Source organism: Sellimonas intestinalis, from assembly GCF_001280875.1.
Classification (GTDB): domain Bacteria; phylum Bacillota; class Clostridia; order Lachnospirales; family Lachnospiraceae; genus Sellimonas; species Sellimonas intestinalis.
On record NZ_LGAJ01000005.1, the window covers coordinates 72,805 to 99,435 of the forward strand.

Sequence of the window (26,631 nt, forward strand, 5' to 3'; positions counted from 1 at the left end):
GGAAAAAACAGTGATTAGATAGGAGTATGCATAAAATAAGGAAAGGAAAAAGGGATATGATCAGCAGATATACATATGGGAATTGCATAGAGACAGAAGCAGTTTTGGAAAAGCCGGAGACCGGGGCAGAACCAATGCCTTTCTTTGCGGTAGATACAAAGGAAATGACACTGACATACCAGATGGGCGAAAGCGACCGTGTGTATGGGCTCGGAGAGAACCTGCGGGGAATCAATAAGCGTGGTTGGATCTATGTGAGCAAATGTACGGATGACCCGGAGCATATGGAGGATAAGCGGTCTCTCTATGCCGCTCATAATTTCCTCGTAGTGGATGGACAGGAGACATTTGGTGTGTTTGTAGATGATCCGGGCATTTTGAGTTTCGATATCGGGTATACGAAATCCGACGAGCTGAAAGTGAAAGCATCAGACTGGAACCTGGATGTGTATGTGATTACCGGAACGGATGTAAAGGATATTGTCAGGCAGTTCCGCTGTCTGATCGGACGCAGCTACATTCCGCCACTCTGGGCGTTTGGATATGGACAGAGCCGATGGGGGTACGAAAGCGAGGATGATGTCCGTGAGGTAGTAAAAAGATACCGGGATCTCGACATTCCGCTGGACAGTGTCTACCTGGACATCGATTACATGGAGCGCTATAAGGATTTCACGGTGAATCCGAAGACCTTTCCAAATTTTCCGGATTTCGTGAAAGAAATGAGAGAGGAGCATATTCATTTGGTGCCGATCATCGATGCGGGCGTGAAACAAGAGGAGGGCTATCCGGTCTATGAGGAAGGAATGGCGAAAGGTTATTTCTGTACAAAAGAGGATGGAACACCATTTGTGGCGGCAGTCTGGCCGGGAAAAGCAATGTTTCCGGATATGCTAAATACCGGGGCGAGGGCCTGGTTTGGAAATCAGTATCGATTCCTTCTGGAGCAGGGGATCGAGGGCTTTTGGAATGACATGAACGAGCCGTCTATTTTCTATACGGAGGATCGGCTGAATGAAGTGATGCAAAAGCTGGAGGATTATAAGGGCAAGAATCTGGATCTGCACAGCTTCTTTGAGTTTCAGGGGCTGGTAAGCGGTCTGTCCAACAACGAGGAGGATTATAAGGCATTTTATCACAATATGGACGGTGTGAGGATCCGCCATGACAAGGTACACAACCTCTACGGATACAATATGACAAGAGCGGCGGGGGAGGCGTTCGAGCGTCTGGAACCTGAGAAGCGGATTTTGATGTTCTCTCGTTCGTCCTATATCGGTATGCATCGGTATGGCGGGGTATGGCAGGGAGATAATAAGTCCTGGTGGTCTCACCTGCTTTTGAATGTCAAGATGATGCCGTCTCTTAATATGTGCGGTTTCCTCTATACGGGAGCAGATATTGGCGGATTTGGAGCGGATACGACGGAGGAGCTTCTCATGCGGTGGCTGGAATTTGGTATTTTTACTCCGCTGATGCGGAATCACTCTGCTGCAGGGACGAGACAGCAGGAAGTGTATCAGTTTGAGAAGACGGACGGATTCCGCCATGTGATCAGACTGCGCTACCGGCTGATTCCATATTTGTACAGTGAATACATAAAGGCAGCTTTACGGGACGAAATGATGTTCCGGCCGCTTTCCTTTGACTATCCGGAGGATTCGTATGCTTCACAGGTGGAAGACCAGCTTCTCCTTGGCAATGAGCTGATGCTGGCGCCGGTCTGTGAGCAGAATGCGAGAGGCCGCTACGTCTATCTGCCGGAGGAGATGAAGCTTGTGCGGTTTTTGCAGGATGGGACGATGAAGACAAGGATTTGTCCGGCAGGACATCAGTATATCGATGTACCGTTGACAGATGTGGTCTTTTTTCTGCGTCCGGACTGTTGTATTCCATTGGCAAAGCCGGCTCAGTGCACACAGGAGATCGACTTTGAGAATGTACGCCTTCTTTCCTATGTAAAAGGGAACATGGCATCCTACGAATATTACCACGATGATGGATACGGAAAAGATTATGACAATCCGGATCATATTTCCATTTTGTTTACAACAGAAGAAGGGTAGGGAGAAATAAGATGACAAAAGAAGAACTGACATTAGAAGTTATTGACAGATTAAGGGATGAGTACCCGGATGCGGACTGTACGCTTGACTATAACGAGGCGTGGAAGCTGCTTATCAGTGTACGGCTGGCGGCGCAGTGCACAGACGCCAGGGTCAATGTGGTGGTACAGGATCTCTATGAAAAATACCCGGATATCAATGCGGTGGCGGAGGCTCCTGTGGATAAGATCGAGGAAATTGTACGGCCGTGTGGATTGGGAAAGAGTAAGGCCAGGGATATCAGCGCCTGTATGAAGATACTGAGGGATGAATACGGCGGCCGGGTGCCGGACGATTTTAACGCTCTTTTGAACTTGCCGGGTGTGGGAAGGAAGAGCGCCAATCTCATCATGGGAGATGTCTTCGGAAAACCTGCCATTGTGACGGATACCCATTGTATTCGTCTGGTGAACCGGATCGGCATTGTGGACGGGATAAAAGACCCGAAAAAGGTGGAGATGGAGCTCTGGAAACTAGTGCCGCCAAAAGAAGGGAGCAGTTTCTGCCACCGGCTCGTCTACCACGGCAGGGAGGTATGTACGGCCAGAACAAAACCGTACTGTGACCGTTGCTGTCTGAAAGAGATCTGTGAAAAAAATGGAGTGAAAGGCGAATAAGGGGGGATCCACGGTTTGGTATTTCACTATACTTTTATTCAGTGGGTATTATTTTTCTTCTGTTACTGTCTGATCGGCTGGATTTGGGAGTGCTTCTATGTGTCTGTGAGAAAAAGAGAATGGGTCAACCGGGGATTTCTGCATGGACCGGTACTCCCGATTTATGGAAGCGGGGCGCTCATCGTTCTATTGTGTACGATTTCTGTACGGGATCAGATCGGTCTGATCTTTCTTTTCGGGATGGTGGGAGCCACACTTCTGGAATATGTGACAGGGGCCTGTATGGAACGGCTGTTCCGGGTGCGCTACTGGGATTACAGCCATCTGCCGCTGAATGTTCATGGTTATATTTGCCTGCCCGTCTCTTTAGGATGGGGAGCCTTTTCGGTGTTTCTGGTGCGGGGAATTCATGTGCCGGTTGAGACGCTGGTTCTTGGAATTCCAGACCGGATGGCGGAGATTGTGGCGGTCGTCTGTTCCTCGGTTTTTGCGGTGGATTTTACTCTCTCGTTTGGAGAGGCAATGGATCTGCGGGACCTGCTGGCACGTCTGACAGACAGCAACGAAAAGATCCACAGGCTTCAGAAGAGGCTGGAGGTTGTCTCTGCTTTTGCGGAGGAAGGTGTACTCCAGTATCAGGCAAGACGTGAGGCGAGAAGACTCTCACGGAAAGAATTTCTGGAGGGAATTATGGAACGTCAGCGTGAGAACCGCCGTATAATGCTTGTGGAGCTTATGGAGAAGGTCAACGAGTACATGGAGGCAGGACAGGAAAAGAGAGAGGAGCTTCAGAAAGTGAAAGCCCAGATCGAACAGGAATGGAAAAATATCGGCGCGCTGACAAACCGTTCGGCAAGACGTTCGGCAAGACTTCTGCACCGCAACCCGAATACCGTATCGAAAAAGTACGCGGAGGCGTTGAAGCAGGTGCAGGAAATGCTTAAGAAAAAGAAATAGGAATGAGGAAAAGAAAACATGAAAAAAGAAAAGATATTGACGAATCCATGGGTGGTGGCAGTTTTTGCTATCATCAGTTGTGCCTTGTGGGGAAGCGCCTTCCCGTGCATCAAGATGGGGTACGGCCTTTTACATATCGGTTCTGAGGATGTCAGTACACAAATCCTTTTTGCTGGAGTACGTTTCACTCTGGCTGGGGTGTTAAGCATTGTATTTGAAAGTGTCATCGAAAAAAAGATTCTGCTTCCAAAAAAGAGTTCTATGGGAAATATTTTTAAACTATGTCTGATGCAGACGGTCATCCAGTATCTCTTCTTTTATATTGGACTGGCTCATGCAAGCGGAGTGACCGGATCGATCATCACCGGGACGAATAGTCTATTGGCAATTCTGATTGCCTGCTTCATTTTCCGGCAGGAGAAGATGACGCTTCCGACATTTGTTGGCTGTGTGATCGGATTGGCAGGTGTGGTAATCGCCAATGCCGGCGGAGGCGGGATTGGTACACAGATGCATCTGAACGGGGAGGGATTCGTATTTATTGCGGCCCTGTTCTATGCCATCTCTTCGATTTATCTGAAGCGATATTCTCAAAAGGACGATCCGGTGATGCTGAGCGGATACCAGTTCCTCTTTGGAGGAATCATCCTCTCTGGAATCGGATTTTCTATGGGAGGGAGACTATCGGGATTCACTGTGCCATCGGCGCTGCTTTTGCTATATCTTGGATTTCTGTCGGCCATGGCGTATGCGCTATGGGGGATTCTGCTGAAATATAATCCGGTGTCTAAAGTAGCGATCTACGGATTTACCAATCCGGTGATCGGAGTGCTGTTATCCGCGCTCCTTCTGGGAGAGGGCGGTCAGGCATTTTCAGTGAAAAATCTTTTGGCGCTCCTGTGCGTCTGTATCGGAATCATCGTAGTAAACCTGTGGAAACGACAGGGAGAAGCAAAGGTATAAAGGAAGTTTAAGGAAAGAATCAGGAACATAAGTTCTTTCTTGACAAACAACAGAAAAGCTCATATGTGTGACACACTTGTACGGAGAGTGAATCCTCCGCTGGAAATGAGGAGCTGGATAAGAGGCAGACGAAGTCTGCATTCTTATCCGGCTTTTTTGTTCAATAAAAATAACTTCACTATAATATATTAAAAGAAATAGCAGTGTTGTTATAGAAAATACAAATAAAAACAAAGATTTTTAAGAAATTATCAATTCGACTGGAAATATTTTCTTATGATAAACTATCTATGTAAATCAGGCTGGGTGAAGTCTGAGATAAAAAAGGCAGGGAGTGTGAAGCATGGCGTTAGATAAAAGATCGGGCAGAAAACAGAAAGAAGATTCGGAGGATCTGAGCAAATTGACCAGACAACAACTCCGGGACCTGGAGGCAAGGGAAAAAACCACCGGGCAGAAAGTACTGGACTCGATTATTGTGGTTCTTCCAGTTGTCTGTGGAATGATTGCCATTTTGGAATATATGTTGATTCCAAATGGAAATCAGAATCAGGATATCTATACATATCTTGGACTTCTGATTATTCTGATTGTGGCTTATATCGTTTACATGACGGTAGGAGGCATCAGTAAGCTCAGAGGGAATAAAAACATATTGGAGAAGTGCCGGTATCGAGCGCCGCTTTTTTCAGCGCTGTTTTTACTGTTGGCAGGATATGACTATCTGACGCTGAAAACCGGTGTGTTGACACAGCCGTTTGTGCCGTGTATGAATTATATCCTGAATATTGCCTGGGATGACAAGGCGTATCTGATTGAGAGTACACTGCATACACTGCGACTGCTGTTTCTGGGATACTTTATTGGTGTGTCACTTGGACTGGTGACAGGGATCACATGCGGATACTCAAAGAAGGTCCGCTACTGGATTGATCCCATTATCAAATTTCTGGGGCCGATTCCGACATCCACTTGGATTCCGATTATCATGGTTGTGTCGACGTCGCTGTTTGGCGGTGCCGTATTTATCATTGCTCTTGGGTCCTGGTTTGCTGTGACCGTGGCATCTATGACAGGTATTTCCAATGTGGACAAGGACTTCTTTGAAGCGGCAAGAACGCTTGGCGCCAAGGAAAGACAGCTTGTTTTCCGAGTAGCCATTCCACATGCAATGCCATCCATCTTACAGGGATGTACGCAGGCAATGAGTTCTGCATGTACAGCAATTATGGTTGCGGAGATGATGGGAGTAAAAGCAGGACTTGGCTGGTATATGACATGGGCAAAATCTTGGGCAAGCTATGACAAGATGTTTGCGGCATTATTTGTCATCTGTTTTATCTTCACAGTTGTAACAAAAATCCTGGATTTAATTAAACGGCGGGTACTGCGCTGGCAGAATGGAGTTGTAAAATGATGGCAGAAAACAAGAGAGTTTCTTTGAGACTGGATCATGTCTCAAAGAGTTTTGAAAAAATAGAAACAGATGAAGTAACACATGCGCTGAACGAAATCAACCTGACGATGGAAAGCGGCGAATTCATCAGCCTTGTGGGACCGTCGGGATGTGGAAAATCTACGATTTTAAGGCTGGTGGCCGGACTGATTCAGCCGACGACAGGAAAACTTACCGTGGACGGCAAGACGATCACGGAGCCGTCTCCGGAAAGAGGGATGGTTTTTCAGAAGCCGACGCTCTTTCCATGGCTGACTGTCTGGGATAATATTGCGTTTAGTCTCAGGATGCAGGGTAGATTAAAGGGAAATAAAGACAAAGTCGAGCGAATGATCAAGGTGATTGGCCTGGAAAAATTTCGGAATGATTATCCAGGACAGCTTTCCGGAGGTATGGCACAGAGAGTTGCATTGGTACGTTCGTTGATTAACGAGCCGGATATTCTGCTGCTGGACGAGCCGCTCGGAGCACTCGACGCTTTTACGAGAATGAATATGCAGGATGAGATCCTGAAAATATGGCAGGAAAAAGAACAGCTTGCCATCATGGTTACACATGATGTGGATGAAGCGATTTATATGGGAACACGCGTTATTGTTCTGGACGCAAATCCTGGACGGGTTGTGGCAGATATTCAGATCAAGGAGCCATTTCCGCGGGACCGTTCATCCGATACCTTTGTACAGTACCGGAATGAGATTTTAAACAGACTTCATTTTGCGGGAAGAGGATAATTGTGGTTCTGCAATCCGGAAAAAAGAAGTCGGATTTTAGAATAAATATCAGTAGGAAGGAGAAAAAAATTATGAAAATGAAGAGAATGGCGGCTGCAATGCTGGCAGCCATGATGACAGTATCCCTCGCGGCATGTGGCCAGAGTGGAGACAACACAAAAGAGGCAAGCAAAAAGCAGACGAAAGAAACGACAAAGACAACCGAACGCCCAGAGGCTGTCTCAGAAGAAGACTGGGAGGCAATGCAGAAAGAGCCTGCATTCGGAACAGAGCTCAATTATTTGTTTAACGGCGGAGCCTGCGTATCCGCAAAATACCTTGCGGAAGAGCTGGGATATTATGAAGAGTACGGCATCAACGCAACATATGTTCAGGGCGGGTCTGTTGTGGAGACCGTTGGAACCGGGCAATGTATGTGGGGGACAGACCACATTGCGACTATGCTCGTGCCGGTTACAAACGGTGTCAAAATGACATTCGTATGCGGCGCGCATATTGGGTGTAAATCCATCTATGTGCCGGCAGACAGCGATATTCAGTCGGTAGAAGATCTCAAAGGAAAGACGATTGCGATCCATGATGGAACCGGGAACTCAGATCAGAACATCTGTTATCGTTTATTGGACGAGTACGGTGTTGATCCGACAACAGATGTAGAATTCACCAATATTGAAGACAATGCGGCAACTGTAGCGGGAATGGAAAACGGAGAAGTAGATGCTACGATTTTCTCTGACTACTTTGTAATGGCAAATTATCCGGATGACATGAGGATGATCTGTTCTATCACATACAGTCCAGAATTCCAGGATGAGGCATGTTGTGTAACAGCGATGAACAATGACTTCCTCGAGAAAAATCCGGTTCACGCAAAATATATTGTAAAAGCAATCAAACGTGCCGGAGAATATGCCCGTCTGAATTCTGAGGATGCGGTACAGCTTATGTACGATACGGATAAGATGACTGGTGAACAGGCAGTACAGCAGGAGTTCTGGGATTCCCTGCACTTTGGCCTTTCCGATGCATTCACAGAGCAATCCCTGCGTAAAATTGCGGAGGACTATCTGCGTCTTGGCATTATTACAAAGAAGGATCTGACCGTTGATGAAGTGATGGATATGGCATGGACAGAAATATGTCCGGATTCTGAGATGGGCGATTTGACAGTAGGTGATCCGGTAGAGCCAGACAACGCGGTATTGACAATCCAACAAAAAGAGGAATAATTTCTCCGTTTTAGGAATCTTCGGTAAGGAATAGAGAAAAAATAGATCAACGTGCGGTTCCCGAAAGGGGCCGCACGCTTTTGGCTATGGGGGATGTCCGGTGATGAAAGTTTTAGCACGACCTTGACAAAACAAACGGTTAGTAGTAAATTAACAATTAGTTAGGGGCGACTAATCAAAATTGCGTCTTGAGAAAAAGGAAAGAAGGAATATGCATGGCGGATAGTATTATCTTACTCTTTGTCCTTGTCATCATCATTTTTGCGGTCAAAGGAAGTATCAAACATTTTAAAGGAGAAGGTGGCTGCTGCGGAGGAGGGAGCAAAGGATTGATCAAGGCGGAGAGAAAAAAACTCTTACATCCGAAGATGGGAGAAAAGACCGTCAAGATCTACGGGATGCACTGTGAGCATTGTGCCGATAGAGTTGCCCGAGCCATTAATAAAATCGACGGGGCAGCGGCAAAGGTCAATTACAAAAAGGGGCAGGCTATTGTATCTTATGACCGGGAAATCTCCGATAAAAAGATCCGGGATGCCGTTGAAGAGGCGGGATATAAGGTGACAGGAATACAGTAAATGTATGGAAAAGAGAAATATGTCGCAGTACAGTGTGTGACATATTTCTCTTTGTTTTTCTGAAAAAAGGAAATGATAACTATTTAGCCATACAGTTGAGATTCGGTTTTTTTCGCTGTTTGCGCAGCTAAATCTTCGCTTATAGCCAAGTGCGTTATGTCAGGCCCATGGCTGACTGGTTACAAGAAATGTCCGAATATGCTGGAGAGGGGAGACGGAAACAGGTGAATATGGTATGATAGAGAAAGATTGGTATAGATGGGAGACTGGCGTATGAATAAAGCGATTGTAACATTGAAGAAAGGTGAAGGCCGGATGCTGAAATCCGGAGGAGCCTGGATTTTTGACAATGAGATTGAAAGTGTGATGGGAAATTTTGACGATGGTGATATCGTCCTCGTCCATGATTTTGATGGATATCCGTTGGGACGTGGATTTATCAACCGCCATTCCAAGATATGGGTACGGATGTTGACGAGGAATATCGATCAGGAGATCAACGAGGCGTTTTTCGCGAAAAGGCTTCGGGACGCATGGGAATATCGGAAGAAGACTGTGGATATTTCAAGCTGCCGTATTGTGTTCGGTGAGGCGGATTTCCTGCCGGGAATGGTAATTGACAAGTTTTCGGACGTGTTGGTGTTCCAGGCTTTGGCACTTGGAATTGACAGGTACAAGGAACTGCTGATCCGGATTCTCAGAGAGATTCTTCAGGAGGATGGAATCCGGATACATGGGGTATATGAGCGAAGTGACGCAAAGGAAAGGGAAAAGGAAGGACTTTCTAAGGTCAGCGGATTCTTTGATGGTCAATTTGATACAGATGTAGAGATTGTAGAAAACGGCGTCCGTTACCTTGTGGATGTAAAGGATGGACAAAAGACAGGATTTTTCCTCGATCAGAAATATAATCGTCTGGCAATTCAGAGACTATGTAAGGACGCAAAGGTGCTGGACTGTTTTACTCACACAGGATCCTTTGCGCTTAATGCGGGTATTGCGGGAGCTTCTAGTGTGCTTGGTGTGGACGCGTCGGAGCTGGCGATAAAGCAGGCGGAGAAAAACGCAGAGCTCAACGGACTTTCAGATCGGGTGAGATTTATGAACCGGGATGTATTTGCGCTTTTGCCGGAATTGGAAAAACAGGGGGAGAAATTTGACATGGTGATTCTTGACCCTCCGGCCTTTACCAAGTCACGGAGCTCAGTAAAAAATGCGGTGAAGGGCTATAGAGAGATCAATCTGAGAGGGATGAAGCTTGTAAAGGACGGCGGATTCCTTGCTACCTGTTCCTGTTCACATTTTATGGATTACGAACTGTTTACGAAAACGATCGCCCAGGCGGCGCGAAATGTACATGTGAGACTTCGGCAGGTGGAGTTTAGAACGCAGTCACCGGATCATCCGATTCTTTGGGCTGCGGATGAATCATACTATTTGAAGTTTTATATTTTCCAGGTGTGCCGGGAATATTAAAGGAGGAAAAGAGATGTATTATTTAAAAAACGGGGAATTGACAGTGGAGATCGCTTCTCTGGGGGCGGAGATGAAGTCCTTAAAGGATAACCGCACAGGGCTGGAGTATCTGTGGGAAGGAGATCCGGCTTTCTGGAAACGGACGTCCCCGGTGCTTTTCCCGCTGGTTGGAAATTACCGTGATCAGGAGAGCGTCTATGAGGGTAGGACCGATTGTCTCCAGCCTGATTAGTGAGGGAGGGCTTCTGACAGAGGAGAAAGTGAACTATGTGCTCGAACATCAGGAACTGCAAATTGTGGAGGACTTATTCGCAAAGGATGCCCTTGTGATGGAACATGATCAGGCCCACGAGGTGTCTTTGATTGCTCCGGATGGAAATCCTTATGTAACGGTGGCCTTTGAGGCGCCGCTTTTCGGTATCTGGGCCCCTAAGGGCGGTAAAGCGGCGTTTGTCTGTATCGAGCCGTGGTACGGAAGATGCGACCGGACGAATTTCCAGAAGAAACTGGAAGAACGGGAGTGGGGAAATACTCTGGCATCAGGGGAAAGCTTTGAAGCATCTTATACGATTACGTTAGGCTAGGAAACAGGAATAGCATATACGGCGGACAGAAACAGCATCTGTCCGCAGCTGAATGAATATGTGCGTGAAACACCGAAGAAACCGGTATTTTTTACAGATATTTTCTATACTGGTAATTCCCCCACAAGTCAAAGCATCCGTCTGCCAGGAGGGTGAATCCGAGAAACTGAACGAAAAGAATCGTTGTCTCAAATGGATTGGCGATCAGAGTAATGCCGAGGAGCGCCAGCAAAAGAGCCAGAATCAGGGCTACCCACCATCTGTCGTAGGAAAGTTTCCGAAGGCGGAAAGAGCGCTGGAGGATGTTGACCGCATCCAGCAGTATGACAATTCCCAGAATAAATGGGAGAATGGAGAGGATGATCCGCGGTCGAACGAGGCAGATGATACCGATGACAAGCAGGATGACGCCCAATATGAGATCGGTCTGGAAAGCGGACTCGGATTCTTTGCGGTGAAGGTAGGAAAAAAGCCGTACCCCTCCGTACAGGAGCGCCGCAATGCCGACAAAGACGCAGAAAAGCCGTGTCAGTTCCGATGGTTTCACTAAAAGGACAATGCCAAGCACGATGTAAAGAAATGCCAGTACATTGTGGCTGAAATGTAATGTATGCGTATTGCCTGAGTGTTCATATTTCATGGAAATTACTCCTTTCGATTCCTTCCAGGTCAAAGGGCGGCGTGTATTCCTCCCTGGCACTGGATTTTTCCTGCATGTAGCCATCGGTCAGACCGAGCCGTATGGCTTCATCCAGAACTTTTTCATATTCATAAGTTGTAATACGCCGGTTGATTTCCGGGTAATTTGAGGCATGGTAAAAAGGGGTGTACTGACTTAACAGGCTTAGAAGAAAACTGCCTTTTTCCAAGTGAGTCTTCATCCAGTGCAGAAGCCGGATCGAGTCGTCCTTCTGGCCGGGAAGCACCATGTGCCGCAGGATGACGCCTTTCCGCAGAATGCCATCCTCATCAAAACGTATAGATCCGGTCTGACGGATCATTTCTGTGACGGACTGGGAGGCGTAGACAAAATAGTCTTCTGCCCGGGAGTATTTTCGGGAAATGCCGATATCATAGTATTTCAGATCCGGAAGATAAATATCCACGTAGCCTTCAAGCAGTCTGAGGATCTCCGGCCGTTCGTATCCACTGCAGTTATAGACAACTGGGATCGTCAGCTTATGTTTCACCAGATCCAGCGCCTCGAGGACAGAGGGCAGATAATGATCTGCGGTTACCAGACTGATATTGTGAGCACCCTGACTTTGGAGATCAAGAAAAATGTGGGCAAGATCCTTTATGGAGATGACTTTTCCAACACCTTCCTGGCTGATCGGATAGTTCTGGCAGAAGCAGCACTTCAGTGTGCAGCCGCTGAAAAATACAGTTCCGCTGCCACGGGTACCGCTGATACAAGGTTCCTCCCAAAAATGAAGAGCGGCACGGGCCGCTGTAAGCATTTCTGTACATCCACAGACTCCCCTCCTTTTTGTACGGTCAATGCCGCACATCCTTGGACAGAGGGTGCAGTTTTTGTACAAGGATTGAAGATCTGTTATGGCGGGGTGTCGCTGGCTTGACATGATCAGAACTCCTTTCTTCTTAATTATAGACTTTTCCTGGTCAATTCTTTCCACATTTTATAAACAATGCCCGGTTACAGCAGCATCCGGAGCTGTTCTTCTACTGTCTCTGTCTGATGAGCCGCATAGCGTTCCACCCCCTCGGCACAATTTGCCATGGCGTAGCTGTGAGGAGTAAACGAAAGCATTTCGATGTCATTATACTGATCTCCGAATGTCATACACTCGTCCGGAAGGACGCCAAGGTGGGACGCAATCGCTTTTAACCCCATGCCCTTATCGGCGTTTGGCGCAATAAAATCAAACCAGATATTTCCGGACGTTACGATTTTGATCCGGTCTTTATATTTACCCCGAAAATAATCAAAGGAAAGATGAGCACCGTCAAAATTGCAGATGGCGACTTTGAGACAGAGAGCGTCTAGCGTTGTCAGATCCTCCACCATCTCCACATCATAGCGCACATGATTTTTTATGTGATCATAGAGACGGTCATTTCCCTTTTCCACATAACATTTCTTTGGACTGGAATATAAAAGAGAACAGTCCGGCTGATGTCTTGCGTCCAGAATAATTTCATTGGCAAGGCCTCGGTCGATCTGCCCGGAGGAGACCACCTTTCCCTCGTGGACACAGAGGGAACCATTCTCGGCAATATAGGAAATCTCGTCCTGAAGCAGAGCAAAGAGCCGGCGGAGATTGGCGTACTGCCGTCCACTTGCCGCTATAAAATGAATTCCTTTCTTCTTCAGGGCGGGGATAAGTTTAAAAATTTCCGGGGATAGTACTTGGGCCCCGTTTTGCAGAAGCGTACCGTCCAGGTCGCTTGCTATCAGACGTATCATTACAAATCCTCCTGTTTTATCTGAGATTCTGAATCGTAATAGCTTGTAATTGTTTTATAATTTTAAAATCTTCTTTTGAAAAAAGAAGCAGATCTGTCAATAATTTCTTGTCAGTGACTTCCACACTGGAAATGACTGTTTTAAATGTGACAGGGAGCATTGTGTAATTGGAAAGTCCGGAGACAAGTCCAAGCTGCTGCCGTGGATTTACTAGGTTTTTAACACAGGAAATCATAACATGTTCAGATTCGGAAACACGGTTATGCAGTATATAGGTTCCGAGAAAGCCGTCCTTTAAAAAAGTTCCCGTATAAAATCCGTTACAATTTCCGGGATTGTTAAAATCTTTGATGTCATTATAAACATGAGCCTGCCAGGGCAGATCCGGAGTGTCTGGTGGAAACTGTTCGATCAGACTCTGAATGATTTCCTTTTCCATTCCGCTGTAGGTATACATATACAATCTTTCCGCTTCTTTTTGTGTAGGGGAGTGATCCTCCGATAATGTGAAAGCACCGGACAGAAGGATGGAAGGAGAAATCTGAAAGATCTGGGATATTTCAAGAAATGTAGGAATATCCATAGCGATCGATCCTTTTTCGTATTTTGAAATTGTAGAAATACTTTTATGAAGTCTTTCTGAAAGCTCGTTTAAAGTCATATTATAGGCAGAACGGTATTTTTTTAGGTTATTTCCAATAATTTCATTGACGTTCATGTCAAAAACCTTTCTTAAAAATCGATTTTTTTGTGTATTATGCACAGGGCCTGAAGGAAAATGTAAAAATGGCTTAAATTCCAAGTATTTTTTTATTCATCTTATAATATCATGGAGAAAATTTTCATGTCAAGAAAACAACGGTGATTTGCGGGAGAACAGAAAATGATCTAAAATAATGAAAAAGGTATTTGGAAGGAGAATGAAACATGGGAGTAACTGAAAAACTGATGCGGTACATTTCCATTAAAACGCCATGTAATGAAAAGGCGGATTCGGTACCGACATCAACCTGCCAGTTTAACCTTGCTGAGATTCTTGTAGAGGAATTAAAAGAACTTGGAATGGATCAGGTCGTTCTGGACGAGCGTTGTTTTGTGTATGGAATTTTAAGAGCGTCCGAAGGGTATGAGGATTGTAAAAAACTAGGATTTATAGCGCACATGGATACGGTTTCGGAGTTCTGTGAAGAGGAAATCGTACCGGTTGTGACAAAACAATACAACGGGGAAGATCTTACTCTTCAGAAATGTGGAAGAATATTGAGTGTTAAGGATTTCCCTCATCTGAAGGAATTGAAAGGGAGGACGTTGATCACTTCAGATGGGAGCACAATTCTTGGGGTTGATGATAAGGCGGGAATTGCGGAAATTATGCAGATGCTTCAGACAATGATAGAAGAAAAGATTCCACACGGCCAGATCAGCGTTGCTTTTACTCCGGATGAGGAGTGTGGAACGGGAGCGGCATACTTTGATTTTGATACTTTTGATGCGGATGTTGCCTACACACTGGACGGGGACGGAGAGGGCGAGATTCAGTATCAGAATTTTAACGCCTGTGAGGCAAAGTTTACGATTGAAGGAAAAAGTGTGCATCCAGGATCAGCAAAACATGTGATGATCAATGCGGTTCTTCTGGCGTGTGAGATGAACCAGATGCTTCCGCGCTATGAGACGCCGAGATATACGGAAGGCTATGAAGGATTCTACCATTTGCTGAGTATCCATGGTGATGAAGGACATGCGGAGGCCGAATATATTGTAAGGGATCACAACGAGCCAGAATTTCTTGTTAGAAAAAATACGCTTCGCCATATAGAGAAAACGATGAATGAAGTATGGGGAGACGGTACGGTAAAATTGGAAATCAAAGATGAATACCGAAATATGGAATCCGTCATCAAAGATCATTTTTATCTGGTTGAAAACGCAAAACAGGCATGTATGAAAGCGGGCGTTACACCGGTTATCTGTCCAATCCGGGGCGGCACAGATGGATGTAAGCTGTCATTTAAAGGACTTCCATGCCCGAATCTGGGGACCGGGGGACATGGTTACCATGGACCGATGGAGCATATTACTGTCGAAGGAATGGAAAAGGTGGTAGACATCATTTTGGAGCTTGTAAAGATCTTTGCTAATTCATAAAAGAAAGGAGGAAACGAGAAATGAAAAAGAAAAAACTGTCATTTCCGTCTGCGTTGACTGTACTATTTATTGTCCTGATTTTTGCGGCGATTCTCACGGCAGTTGTACCGGCAGGACTTTACTCTAAGCTGGCTTATAATGCGCAGTCAAATATGTTTGAAATTACCGATTCAGTTGGTAAAATTACAGAAATGGAACCGACGCAGGAGACATTAGATGAACTTGGTGTAACCGGAAATCTGGATAAGTTTCTGGATGGTACTATCAGTAAACCGGTTGCGATTCCGGGAACATATGAGAAAGTAGAACAAAATCCACAAGGGATTTTTCAGATTCTTCTTGCGCCAATTAGTGGGGTGTACGATTCTATCGATATTATCCTGTTCATCTTTGTACTGGGAGGATGTATCGGAGTCTTAAATTATATGGGGGCGTTTAATTCAGCGATTGCGGTGTTGTCCAAAATAACAAAAGGGAAAGAATATCTTTTGATTATCCTGATTACCATCATTATCGCGGCAGGAGGGACAACATTCGGACTGGCCGAAGAAACGATTGCGCTATACCCGATTCTGGTACCTGTCTTCCTTGCCGCAGGGTATGACGTTATGGTATGTATTGCGGCAATTTATATGGGATCGTCTATAGGAACGATGTTCCCGACCATCAATCCGTTTTCCGTGGGAAATGCATCGAATGCGGCGGGTATCAGCTTGGCGGATGGAATGGGAATCCGCTTTGTAGCACTGGCGATCGGCCTGATCATTACGCTCGTATATATTTTACGTTATGCAAAGAAAGTCAAAGCAGATCCGTCACAATCGATCTGCTACGATCAGTACGAATACCATATGAAAAAATTTGGCCATCAGGGGGAAGTGCCCAAGTTTACAGGACGGATGAAACTGACTTTGGCTGTTTTCGGAATTACCTTTGCGGTTCTTGTTTGGGGTCTGGTAACAAAGCAGTGGTGGTTTGACAATATGACCGCACTTTTCCTTGCTTGTGCAATTATTATGGCCTTTACATCAGGAATCGGCGAGAAAAATTTCATGGATCAGTTTATCGGCGGCGCGGCAGATTTAATGAGTGTGGCACTCGTTGTAGGTGTTGCAAGGGGAATCAATATCATACTCGAAAATGGTATGGTCTCCGATACAATTCTTGCATATTTCTCAGGCGCCATCAGCGGTATGAACCCGATCATCTTTATTATTCTGATGATGTTTGTATTTATTGTACTTGGATTTTTCATCTCGTCCTCTTCCGGGCTTGCAGTGTTGTCTGTGCCGATCATGGCGCCGCTGGCAGATACTGTAGGAGTATCAAGGGCGGCGATTGTCTCAGCATATGCATATGGACTGGGACTGATTTCCTTTATCACCCCGGCGGGATTGATTTTGGCCTCCCTGGCGATGGTAGACGTGACATATGATAAATGGCTGAAATTTATTATGCCTTTGATGGGCATCACAGCCGGATTCAGCGCAGTGATGCTTGTAATTCAACTTTTTGTATGAGTTAGGATGCAAGCGAAACAAAAAAGTCGGGAAATAACAAAACAGGACGAAGCCTGGTGACGAAGAGCACCGGGCTTCTTGTATGTAGAAATATAGAAACGATATCAATGTTGAAAAACAAACTACATTGCATTGTAAAAACAGCCTAAACCAAGTATAATAAAACCAGAACAGCAACAAAAGAAAGACAGAGAGGAACGATTATGAAAATAGGAATTGGAAATGATCACTCCGCTGTGGAGATGAAGCAGGACATAGCCGCATATCTGGAAGAAAAAGGATATGAGGTCGTAAACTACGGGACGGATTCTCACGAAAGCTGTGACTATCCGGTTTACGGGGAGAAGGTCGGACGTGCGGTAGCGGCAGGGGATGTGGACTTTGGGATCGTGATCTGTGGTACCGGACTTGGCATTTCCCTTGCGGCGAACAAGGTACGCGGGATCCGGGCAGTCGTTTGCAGCGAGCCGTACACAGCAAGACTTGCCAGACAGCATAATGACGCCAACGTCTTGGCATTTGGTGCACGGGTGATCGGAATCGAGCTTGCCAAGATGATTGTCGACGAGTTTCTGAGTGCAAAATTTGAAGGCGGACGTCATCAGAGACGGGTCGACATGATCATGGATATTGAAAAAAGAGAGGCCGAATAAGCCGAAAAAGGAAAAGGAGGAAAAACAGATGTATGCAGTATTTGACGAAACTCTGGTTACGGGAAATGAGATGATCGACAATCAGCATAAGGAGCTTATTGGAAAGATCGCCGCCCTGGAGGAAGCATGTGAGACGAACAGGGATAAGGCGACGGCTGTGAAGCTGTTAAATTACCTTGCGGATTACACAGACTTTCATTTCCAGGCTGAGGAAAAGCTACAGGAGGAGATGAGTTACCCGGGATTTGCGGAGCATAAGACACAGCATGAGGAATTTCGCCGTGCGGTAGAGGAGCTTCATGCCATGTTGGAGGAAGAGGAAGGTCCGACAGACACATTTGTCCGGGCACTCAATGAGACGGTAACAGATTGGCTGTTCCGTCATATCAAAGGCTTCGACCGTTCTGTGGCAGAGTACAGAAATATGCGGCAGAACAGCGAAATTTTGTAAAAAAGCTATTGTATATTCAGGACTCCCATGGTAGAATGAACGCGTATGGAAAGCAGATATTCGTAAAGTGATCCATGCAAATATTTTTTTAGCGGCCACGGGCTGCATTATTGATTGAGTTAGAAGCTCAAATTTTATAAGTTGGTTACTTTATAACCGGTGTGCGAGCAGCATACACAACTTGTGAAACGGTCAATAAGAGTAGTAAAAGTAAAAATATTTGCTATATAGACTCTACGCCAATATCTGTCTGAAAATGGGGAAATAGGATCAGTATCCGCACGTTTTTCTGTGCGTGAGAGGATAGAGAAAGACACAAGTACATGGTGGTATGCCGTATGCCTGTGTCTTTTTTAGTTTGAAGAAAACAGGCGACGATCAAAGACGTAAGGGAGTAGATAGATATGGATATGATAGCGCAAAAAAGGGCGCCGATCTACGAGGCGCTGGAACGATTCAGAAAAATGAGGATCGTTCCGTTTGACGTCCCGGGACATAAACATGGGCGGGGCAATCCGGAGCTTGTAGAGCTTTTAGGCAGCAAATGTGTAGGGATCGACGTCAATTCGATGAAACCTCTGGACAATCTTTGTCATCCAGTTTCCGTGATCAAAGAGGCAGAGGAATTGGCAGCCGAAGCATTCGGGGCGGCCCATGCATTTTTGATGGTGGGCGGGACCACGTCGGCAGTACAGAGCATGGTACTGTCCTGTTGTAAGAAGGGAGATAAGATTATCCTTCCCCGAAACGTCCACCGGAGCGTCATCAATGCGCTTGTGCTTTGCGGAGCAAAGCCGGTGTATGTCAATCCGGATGTGGATCATCATCTTGGTATCTCTCTTGGGATGCGGGTATCCCAGGTGGAACAGGTGATCAGAGAAAATCCGGACGCTGTGGCAGTGTTTGTGAACAATCCGACCTACTACGGCATTTGCTCTGATCTGCGGACAATCGTCCATTTAGCACACGAGTACAATATGAAAGTGCTGGTGGACGAGGCCCATGGAACCCATTTTTATTTTGGGGAAAACCTTCCGGTATCAGCCATGAAGGCAGGGGCAGACATGGCGTCGGTGAGTATGCACAAGTCCGGAGGCAGTCTGACGCAAAGTTCCTATTTGCTGACAGGACCGAATGTCAATGCAGGATATGTCAGACAGATTATCAACCTGACTCAGACAACGAGTGCGTCCTACCTGCTGCTTTCCAGTCTTGACATTTCCAGACGGAATCTGGCGCTCCGAGGTAAGGAATCATTTGGAAAAGTAATGGAGCTTGCCGGATATGCCAGAAAAGAGATCAATCAGATCGGCGGTTACTATGCTTTCGCAGGGGAAAAGAAAAACGGAAGCAGTATTTTTGATTTTGATACAACAAAACTTTCGGTACATACGCTGGATATTGGGCTGGCGGGAATTGAGGTCTATGATATTTTGCGGGATGAGTATGATATTCAGATAGAGTTCGGAGACCTTGGAAACATTTTGGCATACCTTTCTATTGGTGATCGTAAGCAGGAGGTGGAGCGTCTTGTGAGCGCTTTGGCAGATATCAAGAGGAGGCATCACAAGGATAAGACCGGGATGCTTTCCCAGGAATATATTCCGCCCAAGGTTGTGATGACGCCACAGGAATCCTTTTACGCCAGCAAGGAATCACTGCCGCTTGAGGAGACAAAAGGTCGAATATGCAGCGAATTTGTCATGTGTTATCCGCCAGGAATTCCGATTCTCGCCCCTGGAGAGGAAATCACGGATAAGATTATTGATTACATTGTTTATGCGAAAGAAAAAGGATGCTCCATGACCGGACCGGAAGATGAAAGGATCGGGCGTCTCAACGTATTGAGGGAGGAATAAGATATGGAAATGTGGTTTTCAGATGAACATACCGACCATGCCAGACTGTCCCTTCGGGTGGAGCGGCAGTTATTCAGTGCTGAGAGCGAATATCAGCGAATTGATGTCCTGGAATCGACAGAGTTTGGCAAGGTGCTTGTGGTGGACGGGGATCTGATGCTGACGGAAAAGGACGAATTTATCTACCATGAAATGATTACCCATGTCCCGATGGCGGTACACCCGGATGTGAAGAGGGTCCTTGTCATTGGCGGAGGGGACGGCGGCGTCGTTCGGGAGCTGATTAAATATGAAACGTTGGAGACGATCGATGTGGTGGAAATCGACCCTCTGCTTGTGGAGGTATGTCGGAAATACCTTCCGGAGATTGCCTGCAGCCTGACGGATCCGAGGGTGGAGATCTACCATGAGGATGGTCTGCGTTTCATTCGTTCCAAGACCGATGAATACGACCTTATCATCATTGATTCTCCGAATCCGTTTGGACCGGGAGAGGGACTGTTTACGAAAGAATTCTACGGAAACTGTTATAATGCTCTGCAAGAAGACGGCATTATGATCAATCAGAACGAGAGCCCGTTTTATGCGGAAGAAGCGTTCCAGTGCCAGAGGATGCACAAGCGGATCGTGGAGACATTCCCGATCTGCCGGGTATACCAGGCACATATTCCGTCCTATCCTTCCGGTCATTGGCTGTTCGGCTTTGCGTCCAAGAAATACCATCCGTTAGATGATTTGAATGGCATTGCATGGAAACTGCAGGGAATCAGTACAAGATATTATGAGCCGAGACTGCATGCAGGTGTGTTTGCGCTCCCGGTGTATGTGGAGGAATTATTAAAAGATGTTGAATAAAAATATTGTGAGCTTTCTCGGATGTGACGCGGAGTATGACGAGGCGCGGGTCGTTCTGTTTGGAGCGCCTTTTGACTCTACCACATCGTTTCGGCCGGGAACCCGGTTTGCGGGTCCGGCCATCCGAGGCGACTCCTGGGGACTTGAGACTTACAGTCCGTATCAGGACCGGGATCTGACAGACTGTCATATCTTTGACAGTGGGGATCTGGAGCTTGCCATCGGAGATTCCGAAAAGGTGCTCGCGGTCATTGAAGAGCGGGCAGAAACAATTCTAAAGGACGATAAACTTCCGTTTCTGATCGGAGGAGAGCATCTGGTGACACTGGGAAGTATTCGGGCTGCGGCAAGAAAGTATCCGGATCTTCACATCATTCACCTGGATGCCCACACGGATCTGCGGGAGGATTATCTGGGGGTTCGGCTTTCCCATGCCTGCGTGATCCGGCGCTGTTGGGAGATTTTGGGGAACGGAAGGATTCATCAGTTTGGAATTCGTTCTGGAGAAAAGGATGAGTTTGAATGGGCGAAATCAGGACATACAAGCCTGCACCCATTTGATTTGGAAGGGCTGGAAGAGACAGTGGAATCTCTTCAAGGAAAACCGGTTTATTTTACGCTGGATCTGGATGTACTGGATCCGTCGGTCTTTCCGGGAACAGGGACGCCGGAGCCGGGAGGAATTGATTATATGACCTTGCAGAGGGCGGTGATTGCTGTCTGTCAAAATGTTTGTCTCGTAGGGTGTGATGTGAATGAGCTGTGTCCGCCATATGATGCAAGTGGGGTGTCCACGGCTGTGGCATGTAAAATTATCAGAGAAATGTTGCTGGCAATCGGCAGATAGAAGAAGGAGGAAATCATTATGGGAAAAGTGTTGGTAATCGGATGTGGCGGTGTCGCAAGTGTAGCGATTCAGAAATGTGCGATGAACAGTGAGGTTTTTGATGAAATCTGTATCGCGAGCCGTACAGTGTCCAAATGTGACGCATTAAAAGAAAAGTTGAAGGGGAAATCAAAAGCAAAAATCACGACCGCGCAGGTAGATGCGGACAAAGTGACGGACCTGGTAGAACTTATCAGGAAAGTACAGCCGGACGTTGTATTAAATCTGGCGTTACCGTATCAGGATCTGGCGATTATGGACGCCTGTCTGGAGACTGGCGTACATTATGTTGATACAGCAAATTACGAGCCGGAAGATACCGCAAAATTTGAGTACAAATGGCAGTGGGCATATAGAGAAAAATACGAAAAAGCAGGGATCACAGCCCTTCTTGGAAGTGGATTTGATCCGGGTGTGACCAGCGTATTTTCTGCTTACGCCCTGAAACATTATTTTGATGAAATTCATTATATTGATATTCTGGACTGTAACGGCGGAGATCACGGCTATCCGTTTGCGACGAACTTCAATCCGGAGATCAATATCCGGGAAGTGTCCGCTAAGGGCTCTTACTGGGAAGACGGCCACTGGGTGGAGACGGAACCGATGGAGATCAAGCGGGAATATGATTTTCCGGAGGTAGGCATGAAAGATATGTATCTGCTGCACCACGAGGAGATTGAGTCTCTGGCACTCAACATTCCAGGCATCAAGAGAATCCGTTTCTTTATGACTTTCGGACAGAGTTACTTGACACATTTGAAATGTTTGGAGAATGTTGGTATGACTTCCATTGAGCCGATCCTGTACGAAGGAAGGGAGATTGTGCCGCTGCAGTTCTTAAAGGCGGTTCTTCCGGATCCGTCCACACTGGGGCCGAGAACAAAGGGGAAGACCAATATCGGATGTATTTTCATCGGAAAGAAAGACGGTAAGGAAAAAACACTTTACATTTACAATACTTGTGACCATCAGGAGTGTTACAAGGAAGTGGGCTCTCAGGCGGTTGCTTATACGACAGGCGTGCCTGCGATGATCGGCGCCATGCTGGTGATGAACGGCACCTGGCAGAAACCGGGAGTCTATAATATGGAAGAGTTTGATCCGGATCCGTTCATGGATGCACTCAATAAGTGGGGGCTTCCGTGGAAGATCTGTGAGAACCCGCAGCTTGTAGATTAGGGACTTCAATATGAGAAAAGAAGAACTTCGTACACCGTGTTATATTGTACAAAAAGAAAAGCTGGAGGAAAATCTGCGGATTTTAAAAAGACTCAGGGAGGAAACCGGGTGCAAGATTCTGCTCGCCCAAAAAGCGTTCTCTATGTATTTCTTGTACCCGTTCATCGGCAAATATCTGGATGGCACAACGGCCAGCGGCTTCTATGAGGCGAAACTTGGAGCGGAGGAGATGGGGAAAGAAAACCACATCTTCTCCCCGGCTTACAAGGAAGGAGAATTTGATGAGATACTGTCGCTCTGCGGTCACATCGTACTGAACTCACCTTCCCAGATTCGGAAGTATAAGGAACGGATCAGACAGGCTGGGAAAAGTCCGGGAATCCGGGTCAATCCGCAGTGTTCTACGCAGAAGGAGCATGCTATCTACGATCCATGTGCTCCAGGGTCCAGGCTTGGGACAGTGAGGGAGCAGTTAAGTGGAGAGTTAATGGAGGGGATCGAAGGAATTCACTTTCATACTCTCTGTGAGCAGAATTCCGATGCTCTGGAAGTGACATTAAAGGCAGTGGAAGAGAAGTTTGGCCGCTGGCTGCCGAAGATGAAATGGATAAATTTCGGCGGCGGACATCACATAACGAGAACAGATTATAATATTCCAAGGCTTATACGGTGTATCCGCCATATGCAGGAAACTTACGGACTGGAAGTTTATCTGGAGCCTGGGGAAGCCATTGCCTTAAACGCCGGTACGCTACTGACGGAGGTACTGGAGATCGTGGAAAATGAAAAGAAGATTGCAATCCTCGATACCTCCGCTGCCTGTCATATGCCGGATGTGCTGGAAATGCCGTACCGCCCGCCGCTCAAAGACTCAGATCTGCCGGGAGAAGAGACATATACCTATCGTCTGGCAGGGCCAACGTGCCTTGCAGGAGATGTGATCGGAGATTATTCTTTCTGTCATCCGCTTGCGCCAGGAGAACGGCTGGAGTTTCAGGATATGGCGATCTACACGATGGTAAAGAATAATACATTCAACGGCATGAAACTTCCGGATATTGTACTGGAAGAAGCTGGAGACTGTCAGATTATCCGAAGCTTTGGCTATGAGGAATTTAAACGCCGTCTGTAAGAAAACATATAACGATTCAGCCATTGAGCTCAGATTCGCGGCTTGCGCTGCTGTTACTTTTGTATTATAGTGAGAATTAGAACTGACAGGGGGATGCAGGAATGACAGAGCAAAAGATCGATAAACGGGTTGCCAGGACAAAGACAAGGCTGAAAGAGGGACTTGCGGACCTGATGACCAGAAAGAGTATACAGGAGATTACGGTAAAGGAGCTGGTGGAGTATGTTCATATCAACCGTTCAACCTTTTACCTGCATTATTCCGATATTTCCAATATGCTGGAAAATGTGAAGCGGGAGCTCATCGAGGAGATTGCCGAGGTCATGGAGAGCTACCCGCCGGAGCCGTTTTCTGAGGAAAGTGTGGTATTTATGAAAGACGTGTTTTTCTCCCTTGGAAGCAACCGAAAGCTTTATCGCTCTTTGATGGGTAAAAACGGGGATCCGTCTTTTGTACAGCAGGTAGAGGATCTTGTGGGGGAAAAGTGTCTGACCGGACTGAAACGTCAGTTTCCCAATGAGATGAACATGCTGAAATATTCTTACCGATTCTGTTTGTCCGGCTGCGTTGGATTGATCCGTTCCTGGCTCCAGAAGGATCCGGAGGATTCGGAAACACCGGAAGAGATGGCAGATATGTCATTCCGGCTGATTATGAGTGTGATCCGTGAGACCCATCCGAGAATCCGGAGATAGGAGGCGTACATGCAAATCGAACAATTCAAAGAGACGGGAGCAATCTATCTGGATAAGATACAGGATGGATTCGACCGCTGCGACTGGGAGGAACTGACTCTCCCAGCGGGGAAAGCGCTGGAAAGGCTTCTGGAAGAATGGAGACACTGCGGAGAGGAAAACGCCTGGGCGGATTTTTATTATTTTACACTTCCCAAGGAGGCAAAAGAAAAGATCCGGAATATGCTCTCAGCAGAGGAACTGGCCTTTCTAGCGAAGCTGGGAAAAAAGGCTGACGGGGTTTTCTTTCCTTTAAAGGAGGAACTGCTTCACCTGCTTGTAAAGCTCAATGACAGTGAGATGCTCTTTTCTACAGTGTATTTTACTAATCCGAAAAGTACCTGGTGGGGAAACTATGGGAGAACCTACATAGTCTTCCGGGAAAAGGATCATAAATGATAAAAAGGAGGCTGCCGCATCCTGACGGGACTGTTTGAAGTTCCGTCAGGATGGGCAGCCTTTTGTATCAATGTGATAAGACGTGTTGCGTCAAATACCTTTGAATACGCTTTCCGGATATTATTCCTCTGCTTTTATCTGCTTCGGTGTTATAGAAACGAGTGCGGACTGAATCCGGCGTTTGGAGATGGCATCCACATGAATATGGATCTCTCCGACGTCCAGTTCAACTGTCGTACCGTCTTTTGGAATGGTTTTCAGATTGCTGAATACCATTCCGCCAAGCGTTGTGTAGTCCGAAGATTCCGGAAGATCTACGTCCAGTATCCTGGCGAGGTCATCCACATCAGTCGTGCCAGTGACTCTCCAGAGATTTTCCTGGATCTGTTCAATTTCCGCCGGCTCATTCTCGTCAAATTCGTCATAAATATTTCCAAAGATCTCTTCCACCAGGTCCTCCAGTGTGACGATACCGGATGTGTCCCCGTACTCATCTACTACCACGGCGATATGAAGTTTCTGTTTTTGCATATCTCGGAAGAGAGTAGATGCATGAACAGTCTCTGGAATGAAATAGGCTGGCTGGAGCAGGGTTCTAATGTCCGGGCTATGCCCTTCTGTCCGGGAGAGAAGGAATGTACGGGCATTGAGGATACCAAGAATGTCATGCAGATCTTCCCCGTATACCGGATACCGGGAAAGTCCGGATTCCGTGATGAGCTGGGTGATCTCCTCATCGGAAGCATCAACAGAAACCGAGATGATTTCCGATTCGTGAGTCATACAGTTGCGGACAATCGTATCATTAAATTCCAGCACATTCTGAATCCATTCTTTTTCATCACTGTCGATGGAACCATTCTCCTCACCGAGCTCGACCATGAGACGGATTTCTTCTTCGGTCACAGTTTCCTCTTCGGCCTCGGTTTTCATACCGAACAGTTTCAGTACCACGTTTGTGGAGAGGGAGAGGAAAGCAACCGCCGGTTTCATAATCAGAGCTACGAATGAAACAACACGGTAGACAAATTTTGCCACGGCAAAGGATTTCTGCATAGCAATCCGTTTTGGTACCAATTCACCAAAAATCAGCGTAAAGTACGAAAGAATAATGGTAATGACGATGACGGAAAGTGTATCCAGTACGGAAACCGGGAGGGCGTGGAAACCAAGATCCTGATATACCCAGTTCACCAGATAACCGGAAAAGTTGTCGGCCGCGAACGCACTGCCGAGGAAACCGGCCAGTGTAATTCCAATCTGGATCGTGGAGAGGAAACCAGAAGGCTCCTCTACTAACTTTAAGAGACGGGCGCATGTTTTGTCACCGTCTTCTGCAGATTTCCTAAGCTTTGTAGCATTGAGTGAAATTACGGCAATCTCCGCCGCCGCAAAAAACGCGTTTAAAAAAATTAAAATAACCTGCAATAATAGTTGGGGTACAATAGAATTCATAATTCAGTTCTCCTTTATTCATCATATAATGTGTAAAAATATAAAAAATCTATGCTTCTCAGTGGAAAAACCGGAAGCAAAAATAAAAATGAAACATCCTAAGGCGTCATAGCCGCAATCGGATAAAAATACACAAAAAGGTATAGTCTACTGTTTTACAAAACGGCAGACTATACCTTCTCTTCGTATTTATGTTCATTTTTACACAATTATGATGCTCAGAATCACTG

Annotated in this window: 27 protein-coding genes; 22 read left to right on the forward strand and 5 right to left on the reverse strand. The window is 46.4% G+C overall.

What is annotated here, in order from left to right:
• The first annotated feature begins 56 nt into the window (after window positions 1-56).
• From AOA56_RS06175 to AOA56_RS06225, 11 genes are all read left to right on the forward strand, one after another.
• Complete coding sequence (locus tag AOA56_RS06175) at window positions 57-2,066, forward strand: glycoside hydrolase family 31 protein (protein WP_053769178.1); 2,010 nt, start codon at window positions 57-59, stop codon at window positions 2,064-2,066.
• A gap of 11 nt (window positions 2,067-2,077) precedes the next feature.
• A complete protein-coding gene (locus tag AOA56_RS06180) occupies window positions 2,078-2,722 on the forward strand; it encodes an endonuclease III domain-containing protein (RefSeq protein WP_024731734.1) in 645 nt (214 codons plus the stop codon).
• A gap of 15 nt (window positions 2,723-2,737) precedes the next feature.
• Complete coding sequence (locus tag AOA56_RS06185) at window positions 2,738-3,679, forward strand: putative ABC transporter permease (RefSeq protein ID WP_053769179.1); 942 nt, start codon at window positions 2,738-2,740, stop codon at window positions 3,677-3,679.
• Window positions 3,680-3,697: 18 nt separating this feature from the next.
• Window positions 3,698-4,642: a DMT family transporter gene (locus tag AOA56_RS06190; RefSeq protein ID WP_053769180.1), complete on the forward strand. Its 945-nt coding sequence runs from the start codon at window positions 3,698-3,700 to the stop codon at window positions 4,640-4,642.
• Between the two features lie 343 nt (window positions 4,643-4,985).
• A complete protein-coding gene (locus AOA56_RS06195; RefSeq protein ID WP_053769181.1) occupies window positions 4,986-6,059 on the forward strand; it encodes an ABC transporter permease in 1,074 nt (357 codons plus the stop codon).
• The gene (locus AOA56_RS06200) at window positions 6,059-6,832 is read left to right on the forward strand and encodes an ABC transporter ATP-binding protein (protein ID WP_053769260.1); all 774 of its coding nucleotides are present in this window, start codon (window positions 6,059-6,061) and stop codon (window positions 6,830-6,832) included. Before AOA56_RS06195 ends, AOA56_RS06200 begins: the two co-directional genes overlap by 1 nt.
• Window positions 6,833-6,903: 71 nt before the next feature.
• On the forward strand, window positions 6,904-8,061 hold the full coding sequence (locus tag AOA56_RS06205) for an ABC transporter substrate-binding protein (RefSeq protein WP_053769261.1): 1,158 nt from the start codon (window positions 6,904-6,906) through the stop codon (window positions 8,059-8,061).
• Between the two features lie 215 nt (window positions 8,062-8,276).
• Window positions 8,277-8,639, forward strand: a complete 363-nt coding sequence (locus AOA56_RS06210) for a heavy-metal-associated domain-containing protein (protein WP_053769182.1) — start codon at window positions 8,277-8,279, stop codon at window positions 8,637-8,639.
• 273 nt (window positions 8,640-8,912) lie between these two features.
• Window positions 8,913-10,115, forward strand: a complete 1,203-nt coding sequence (locus tag AOA56_RS06215) for a class I SAM-dependent rRNA methyltransferase (RefSeq protein WP_053769183.1) — start codon at window positions 8,913-8,915, stop codon at window positions 10,113-10,115.
• Between the two features lie 13 nt (window positions 10,116-10,128).
• On the forward strand, window positions 10,129-10,347 hold the full coding sequence (locus AOA56_RS16630; protein ID WP_053769184.1) for an aldose epimerase family protein: 219 nt from the start codon (window positions 10,129-10,131) through the stop codon (window positions 10,345-10,347).
• A complete protein-coding gene (locus AOA56_RS06225) occupies window positions 10,313-10,699 on the forward strand; it encodes an aldose epimerase family protein (protein ID WP_053769185.1) in 387 nt (128 codons plus the stop codon). The genes AOA56_RS16630 and AOA56_RS06225 overlap by 35 nt, the downstream gene beginning before the upstream one ends.
• Before the next feature lie 91 nt (window positions 10,700-10,790).
• Here AOA56_RS06225 and AOA56_RS06230 read toward each other — a convergent pair whose 3' ends face one another.
• The 4 genes from AOA56_RS06230 to AOA56_RS06245 all read right to left on the reverse strand — a co-directional run bounded on the left by AOA56_RS06230 (window position 10,791) and on the right by AOA56_RS06245 (window position 13,845).
• The gene (locus tag AOA56_RS06230) at window positions 10,791-11,339 is read right to left on the reverse strand and encodes an HdeD family acid-resistance protein (protein WP_024731743.1); all 549 of its coding nucleotides are present in this window, start codon (window positions 11,337-11,339) and stop codon (window positions 10,791-10,793) included.
• Complete coding sequence (locus AOA56_RS06235) at window positions 11,329-12,282, reverse strand: radical SAM protein (RefSeq protein WP_053769186.1); 954 nt, start codon at window positions 12,280-12,282, stop codon at window positions 11,329-11,331. Before AOA56_RS06235 ends, AOA56_RS06230 begins: the two co-directional genes overlap by 11 nt.
• Window positions 12,283-12,356: 74 nt before the next feature.
• Window positions 12,357-13,127 carry a Cof-type HAD-IIB family hydrolase gene (locus AOA56_RS06240; protein WP_053769187.1) on the reverse strand — a complete coding sequence of 257 codons (771 nt, stop codon included), beginning with the start codon at window positions 13,125-13,127 and terminating at the stop codon, window positions 12,357-12,359.
• Window positions 13,128-13,143: 16 nt separating this feature from the next.
• Entirely contained in the window at window positions 13,144-13,845 is a 702-nt protein-coding gene (locus AOA56_RS06245) for a helix-turn-helix domain-containing protein (RefSeq protein ID WP_024731745.1), read from the reverse strand.
• 209 nt (window positions 13,846-14,054) lie between these two features.
• Between AOA56_RS06245 and pepT the strand changes: the two genes are divergently transcribed.
• The 11 genes from pepT (at window position 14,055) to AOA56_RS06300 (ending at window position 24,946) form a co-directional block, all read left to right on the forward strand.
• Window positions 14,055-15,275 carry a peptidase T gene (gene pepT, locus AOA56_RS06250; protein ID WP_053769188.1) on the forward strand — a complete coding sequence of 407 codons (1,221 nt, stop codon included), beginning with the start codon at window positions 14,055-14,057 and terminating at the stop codon, window positions 15,273-15,275.
• A gap of 20 nt (window positions 15,276-15,295) precedes the next feature.
• Complete coding sequence (locus AOA56_RS06255; RefSeq protein WP_024731747.1) at window positions 15,296-16,795, forward strand: YfcC family protein; 1,500 nt, start codon at window positions 15,296-15,298, stop codon at window positions 16,793-16,795.
• 203 nt (window positions 16,796-16,998) lie between these two features.
• The gene (gene rpiB / locus AOA56_RS06260) at window positions 16,999-17,448 is read left to right on the forward strand and encodes a ribose 5-phosphate isomerase B (protein ID WP_024731748.1); all 450 of its coding nucleotides are present in this window, start codon (window positions 16,999-17,001) and stop codon (window positions 17,446-17,448) included.
• 28 nt (window positions 17,449-17,476) lie between these two features.
• A complete protein-coding gene (locus AOA56_RS06265) occupies window positions 17,477-17,899 on the forward strand; it encodes a bacteriohemerythrin (protein WP_024731749.1) in 423 nt (140 codons plus the stop codon).
• 404 nt (window positions 17,900-18,303) lie between these two features.
• Complete coding sequence (locus AOA56_RS06270; RefSeq protein ID WP_053769189.1) at window positions 18,304-19,758, forward strand: aminotransferase class I/II-fold pyridoxal phosphate-dependent enzyme; 1,455 nt, start codon at window positions 18,304-18,306, stop codon at window positions 19,756-19,758.
• 3 nt (window positions 19,759-19,761) lie between these two features.
• Window positions 19,762-20,613 (forward strand): polyamine aminopropyltransferase, encoded by an 852-nt coding sequence (speE, locus tag AOA56_RS06275; protein ID WP_048620667.1) that lies wholly within the window; start codon window positions 19,762-19,764, stop codon window positions 20,611-20,613.
• Complete coding sequence (speB, locus tag AOA56_RS06280) at window positions 20,603-21,460, forward strand: agmatinase (RefSeq protein WP_053769190.1); 858 nt, start codon at window positions 20,603-20,605, stop codon at window positions 21,458-21,460. Before speE ends, speB begins: the two co-directional genes overlap by 11 nt.
• An 18-nt stretch (window positions 21,461-21,478) precedes the next feature.
• The gene (locus AOA56_RS06285) at window positions 21,479-22,681 is read left to right on the forward strand and encodes a saccharopine dehydrogenase family protein (RefSeq protein WP_053769191.1); all 1,203 of its coding nucleotides are present in this window, start codon (window positions 21,479-21,481) and stop codon (window positions 22,679-22,681) included.
• A gap of 10 nt (window positions 22,682-22,691) precedes the next feature.
• On the forward strand, window positions 22,692-23,813 hold the full coding sequence (nspC, locus tag AOA56_RS06290) for a carboxynorspermidine decarboxylase (RefSeq protein ID WP_053769192.1): 1,122 nt from the start codon (window positions 22,692-22,694) through the stop codon (window positions 23,811-23,813).
• Window positions 23,814-23,914: 101 nt separating this feature from the next.
• A complete protein-coding gene (locus AOA56_RS06295) occupies window positions 23,915-24,508 on the forward strand; it encodes a TetR/AcrR family transcriptional regulator (protein WP_024731755.1) in 594 nt (197 codons plus the stop codon).
• Between the two features lie 9 nt (window positions 24,509-24,517).
• Window positions 24,518-24,946 (forward strand): hypothetical protein, encoded by a 429-nt coding sequence (locus tag AOA56_RS06300; protein ID WP_053769193.1) that lies wholly within the window; start codon window positions 24,518-24,520, stop codon window positions 24,944-24,946.
• Window positions 24,947-25,066: 120 nt separating this feature from the next.
• Here the strand turns inward: AOA56_RS06300 and AOA56_RS06305 are convergent, their stop codons facing one another.
• Complete coding sequence (locus tag AOA56_RS06305) at window positions 25,067-26,401, reverse strand: hemolysin family protein (RefSeq protein ID WP_024731757.1); 1,335 nt, start codon at window positions 26,399-26,401, stop codon at window positions 25,067-25,069.
• Window positions 26,402-26,631 lie beyond the last annotated feature (230 nt).

What these genes read in the sequence shown, in the direction of transcription:
- AOA56_RS06175 (WP_053769178.1), top strand. Translation starts at nt 57, where the DNA reads ATGATCAGCAGATATACATATGGGAATTGCATAGAGACAGAAGCAGTT.
- AOA56_RS06180 (WP_024731734.1), top strand. Translation starts at nt 2,078, where the DNA reads ATGACAAAAGAAGAACTGACATTAGAAGTTATTGACAGATTAAGGGAT.
- AOA56_RS06190 (WP_053769180.1), top strand. Translation starts at nt 3,698, where the DNA reads ATGAAAAAAGAAAAGATATTGACGAATCCATGGGTGGTGGCAGTTTTT.
- AOA56_RS06195 (WP_053769181.1), top strand. Translation starts at nt 4,986, where the DNA reads ATGGCGTTAGATAAAAGATCGGGCAGAAAACAGAAAGAAGATTCGGAG.
- AOA56_RS06200 (WP_053769260.1), top strand. Translation starts at nt 6,059, where the DNA reads ATGGCAGAAAACAAGAGAGTTTCTTTGAGACTGGATCATGTCTCAAAG.
- AOA56_RS06205 (WP_053769261.1), top strand. Translation starts at nt 6,904, where the DNA reads ATGAAAATGAAGAGAATGGCGGCTGCAATGCTGGCAGCCATGATGACA.
- AOA56_RS06210 (WP_053769182.1), top strand. Translation starts at nt 8,277, where the DNA reads ATGGCGGATAGTATTATCTTACTCTTTGTCCTTGTCATCATCATTTTT.
- AOA56_RS06215 (WP_053769183.1), top strand. Translation starts at nt 8,913, where the DNA reads ATGAATAAAGCGATTGTAACATTGAAGAAAGGTGAAGGCCGGATGCTG.
- AOA56_RS16630 (WP_053769184.1), top strand. Translation starts at nt 10,129, where the DNA reads ATGTATTATTTAAAAAACGGGGAATTGACAGTGGAGATCGCTTCTCTG.
- AOA56_RS06225 (WP_053769185.1), top strand. Translation starts at nt 10,313, where the DNA reads ATGAGGGTAGGACCGATTGTCTCCAGCCTGATTAGTGAGGGAGGGCTT.
- AOA56_RS06230 (WP_024731743.1), bottom strand. Translation starts at nt 11,339, where the DNA reads ATGAAATATGAACACTCAGGCAATACGCATACATTACATTTCAGCCAC.
- AOA56_RS06235 (WP_053769186.1), bottom strand. Translation starts at nt 12,282, where the DNA reads ATGTCAAGCCAGCGACACCCCGCCATAACAGATCTTCAATCCTTGTAC.
- AOA56_RS06240 (WP_053769187.1), bottom strand. Translation starts at nt 13,127, where the DNA reads ATGATACGTCTGATAGCAAGCGACCTGGACGGTACGCTTCTGCAAAAC.
- AOA56_RS06245 (WP_024731745.1), bottom strand. Translation starts at nt 13,845, where the DNA reads ATGAACGTCAATGAAATTATTGGAAATAACCTAAAAAAATACCGTTCT.
- pepT (WP_053769188.1), top strand. Translation starts at nt 14,055, where the DNA reads ATGGGAGTAACTGAAAAACTGATGCGGTACATTTCCATTAAAACGCCA.
- AOA56_RS06255 (WP_024731747.1), top strand. Translation starts at nt 15,296, where the DNA reads ATGAAAAAGAAAAAACTGTCATTTCCGTCTGCGTTGACTGTACTATTT.
- rpiB (WP_024731748.1), top strand. Translation starts at nt 16,999, where the DNA reads ATGAAAATAGGAATTGGAAATGATCACTCCGCTGTGGAGATGAAGCAG.
- AOA56_RS06265 (WP_024731749.1), top strand. Translation starts at nt 17,477, where the DNA reads ATGTATGCAGTATTTGACGAAACTCTGGTTACGGGAAATGAGATGATC.
- AOA56_RS06270 (WP_053769189.1), top strand. Translation starts at nt 18,304, where the DNA reads ATGGATATGATAGCGCAAAAAAGGGCGCCGATCTACGAGGCGCTGGAA.
- speE (WP_048620667.1), top strand. Translation starts at nt 19,762, where the DNA reads ATGGAAATGTGGTTTTCAGATGAACATACCGACCATGCCAGACTGTCC.
- speB (WP_053769190.1), top strand. Translation starts at nt 20,603, where the DNA reads ATGTTGAATAAAAATATTGTGAGCTTTCTCGGATGTGACGCGGAGTAT.
- AOA56_RS06285 (WP_053769191.1), top strand. Translation starts at nt 21,479, where the DNA reads ATGGGAAAAGTGTTGGTAATCGGATGTGGCGGTGTCGCAAGTGTAGCG.
- nspC (WP_053769192.1), top strand. Translation starts at nt 22,692, where the DNA reads ATGAGAAAAGAAGAACTTCGTACACCGTGTTATATTGTACAAAAAGAA.
- AOA56_RS06295 (WP_024731755.1), top strand. Translation starts at nt 23,915, where the DNA reads ATGACAGAGCAAAAGATCGATAAACGGGTTGCCAGGACAAAGACAAGG.
- AOA56_RS06300 (WP_053769193.1), top strand. Translation starts at nt 24,518, where the DNA reads ATGCAAATCGAACAATTCAAAGAGACGGGAGCAATCTATCTGGATAAG.
- AOA56_RS06305 (WP_024731757.1), bottom strand. Translation starts at nt 26,401, where the DNA reads ATGAATTCTATTGTACCCCAACTATTATTGCAGGTTATTTTAATTTTT.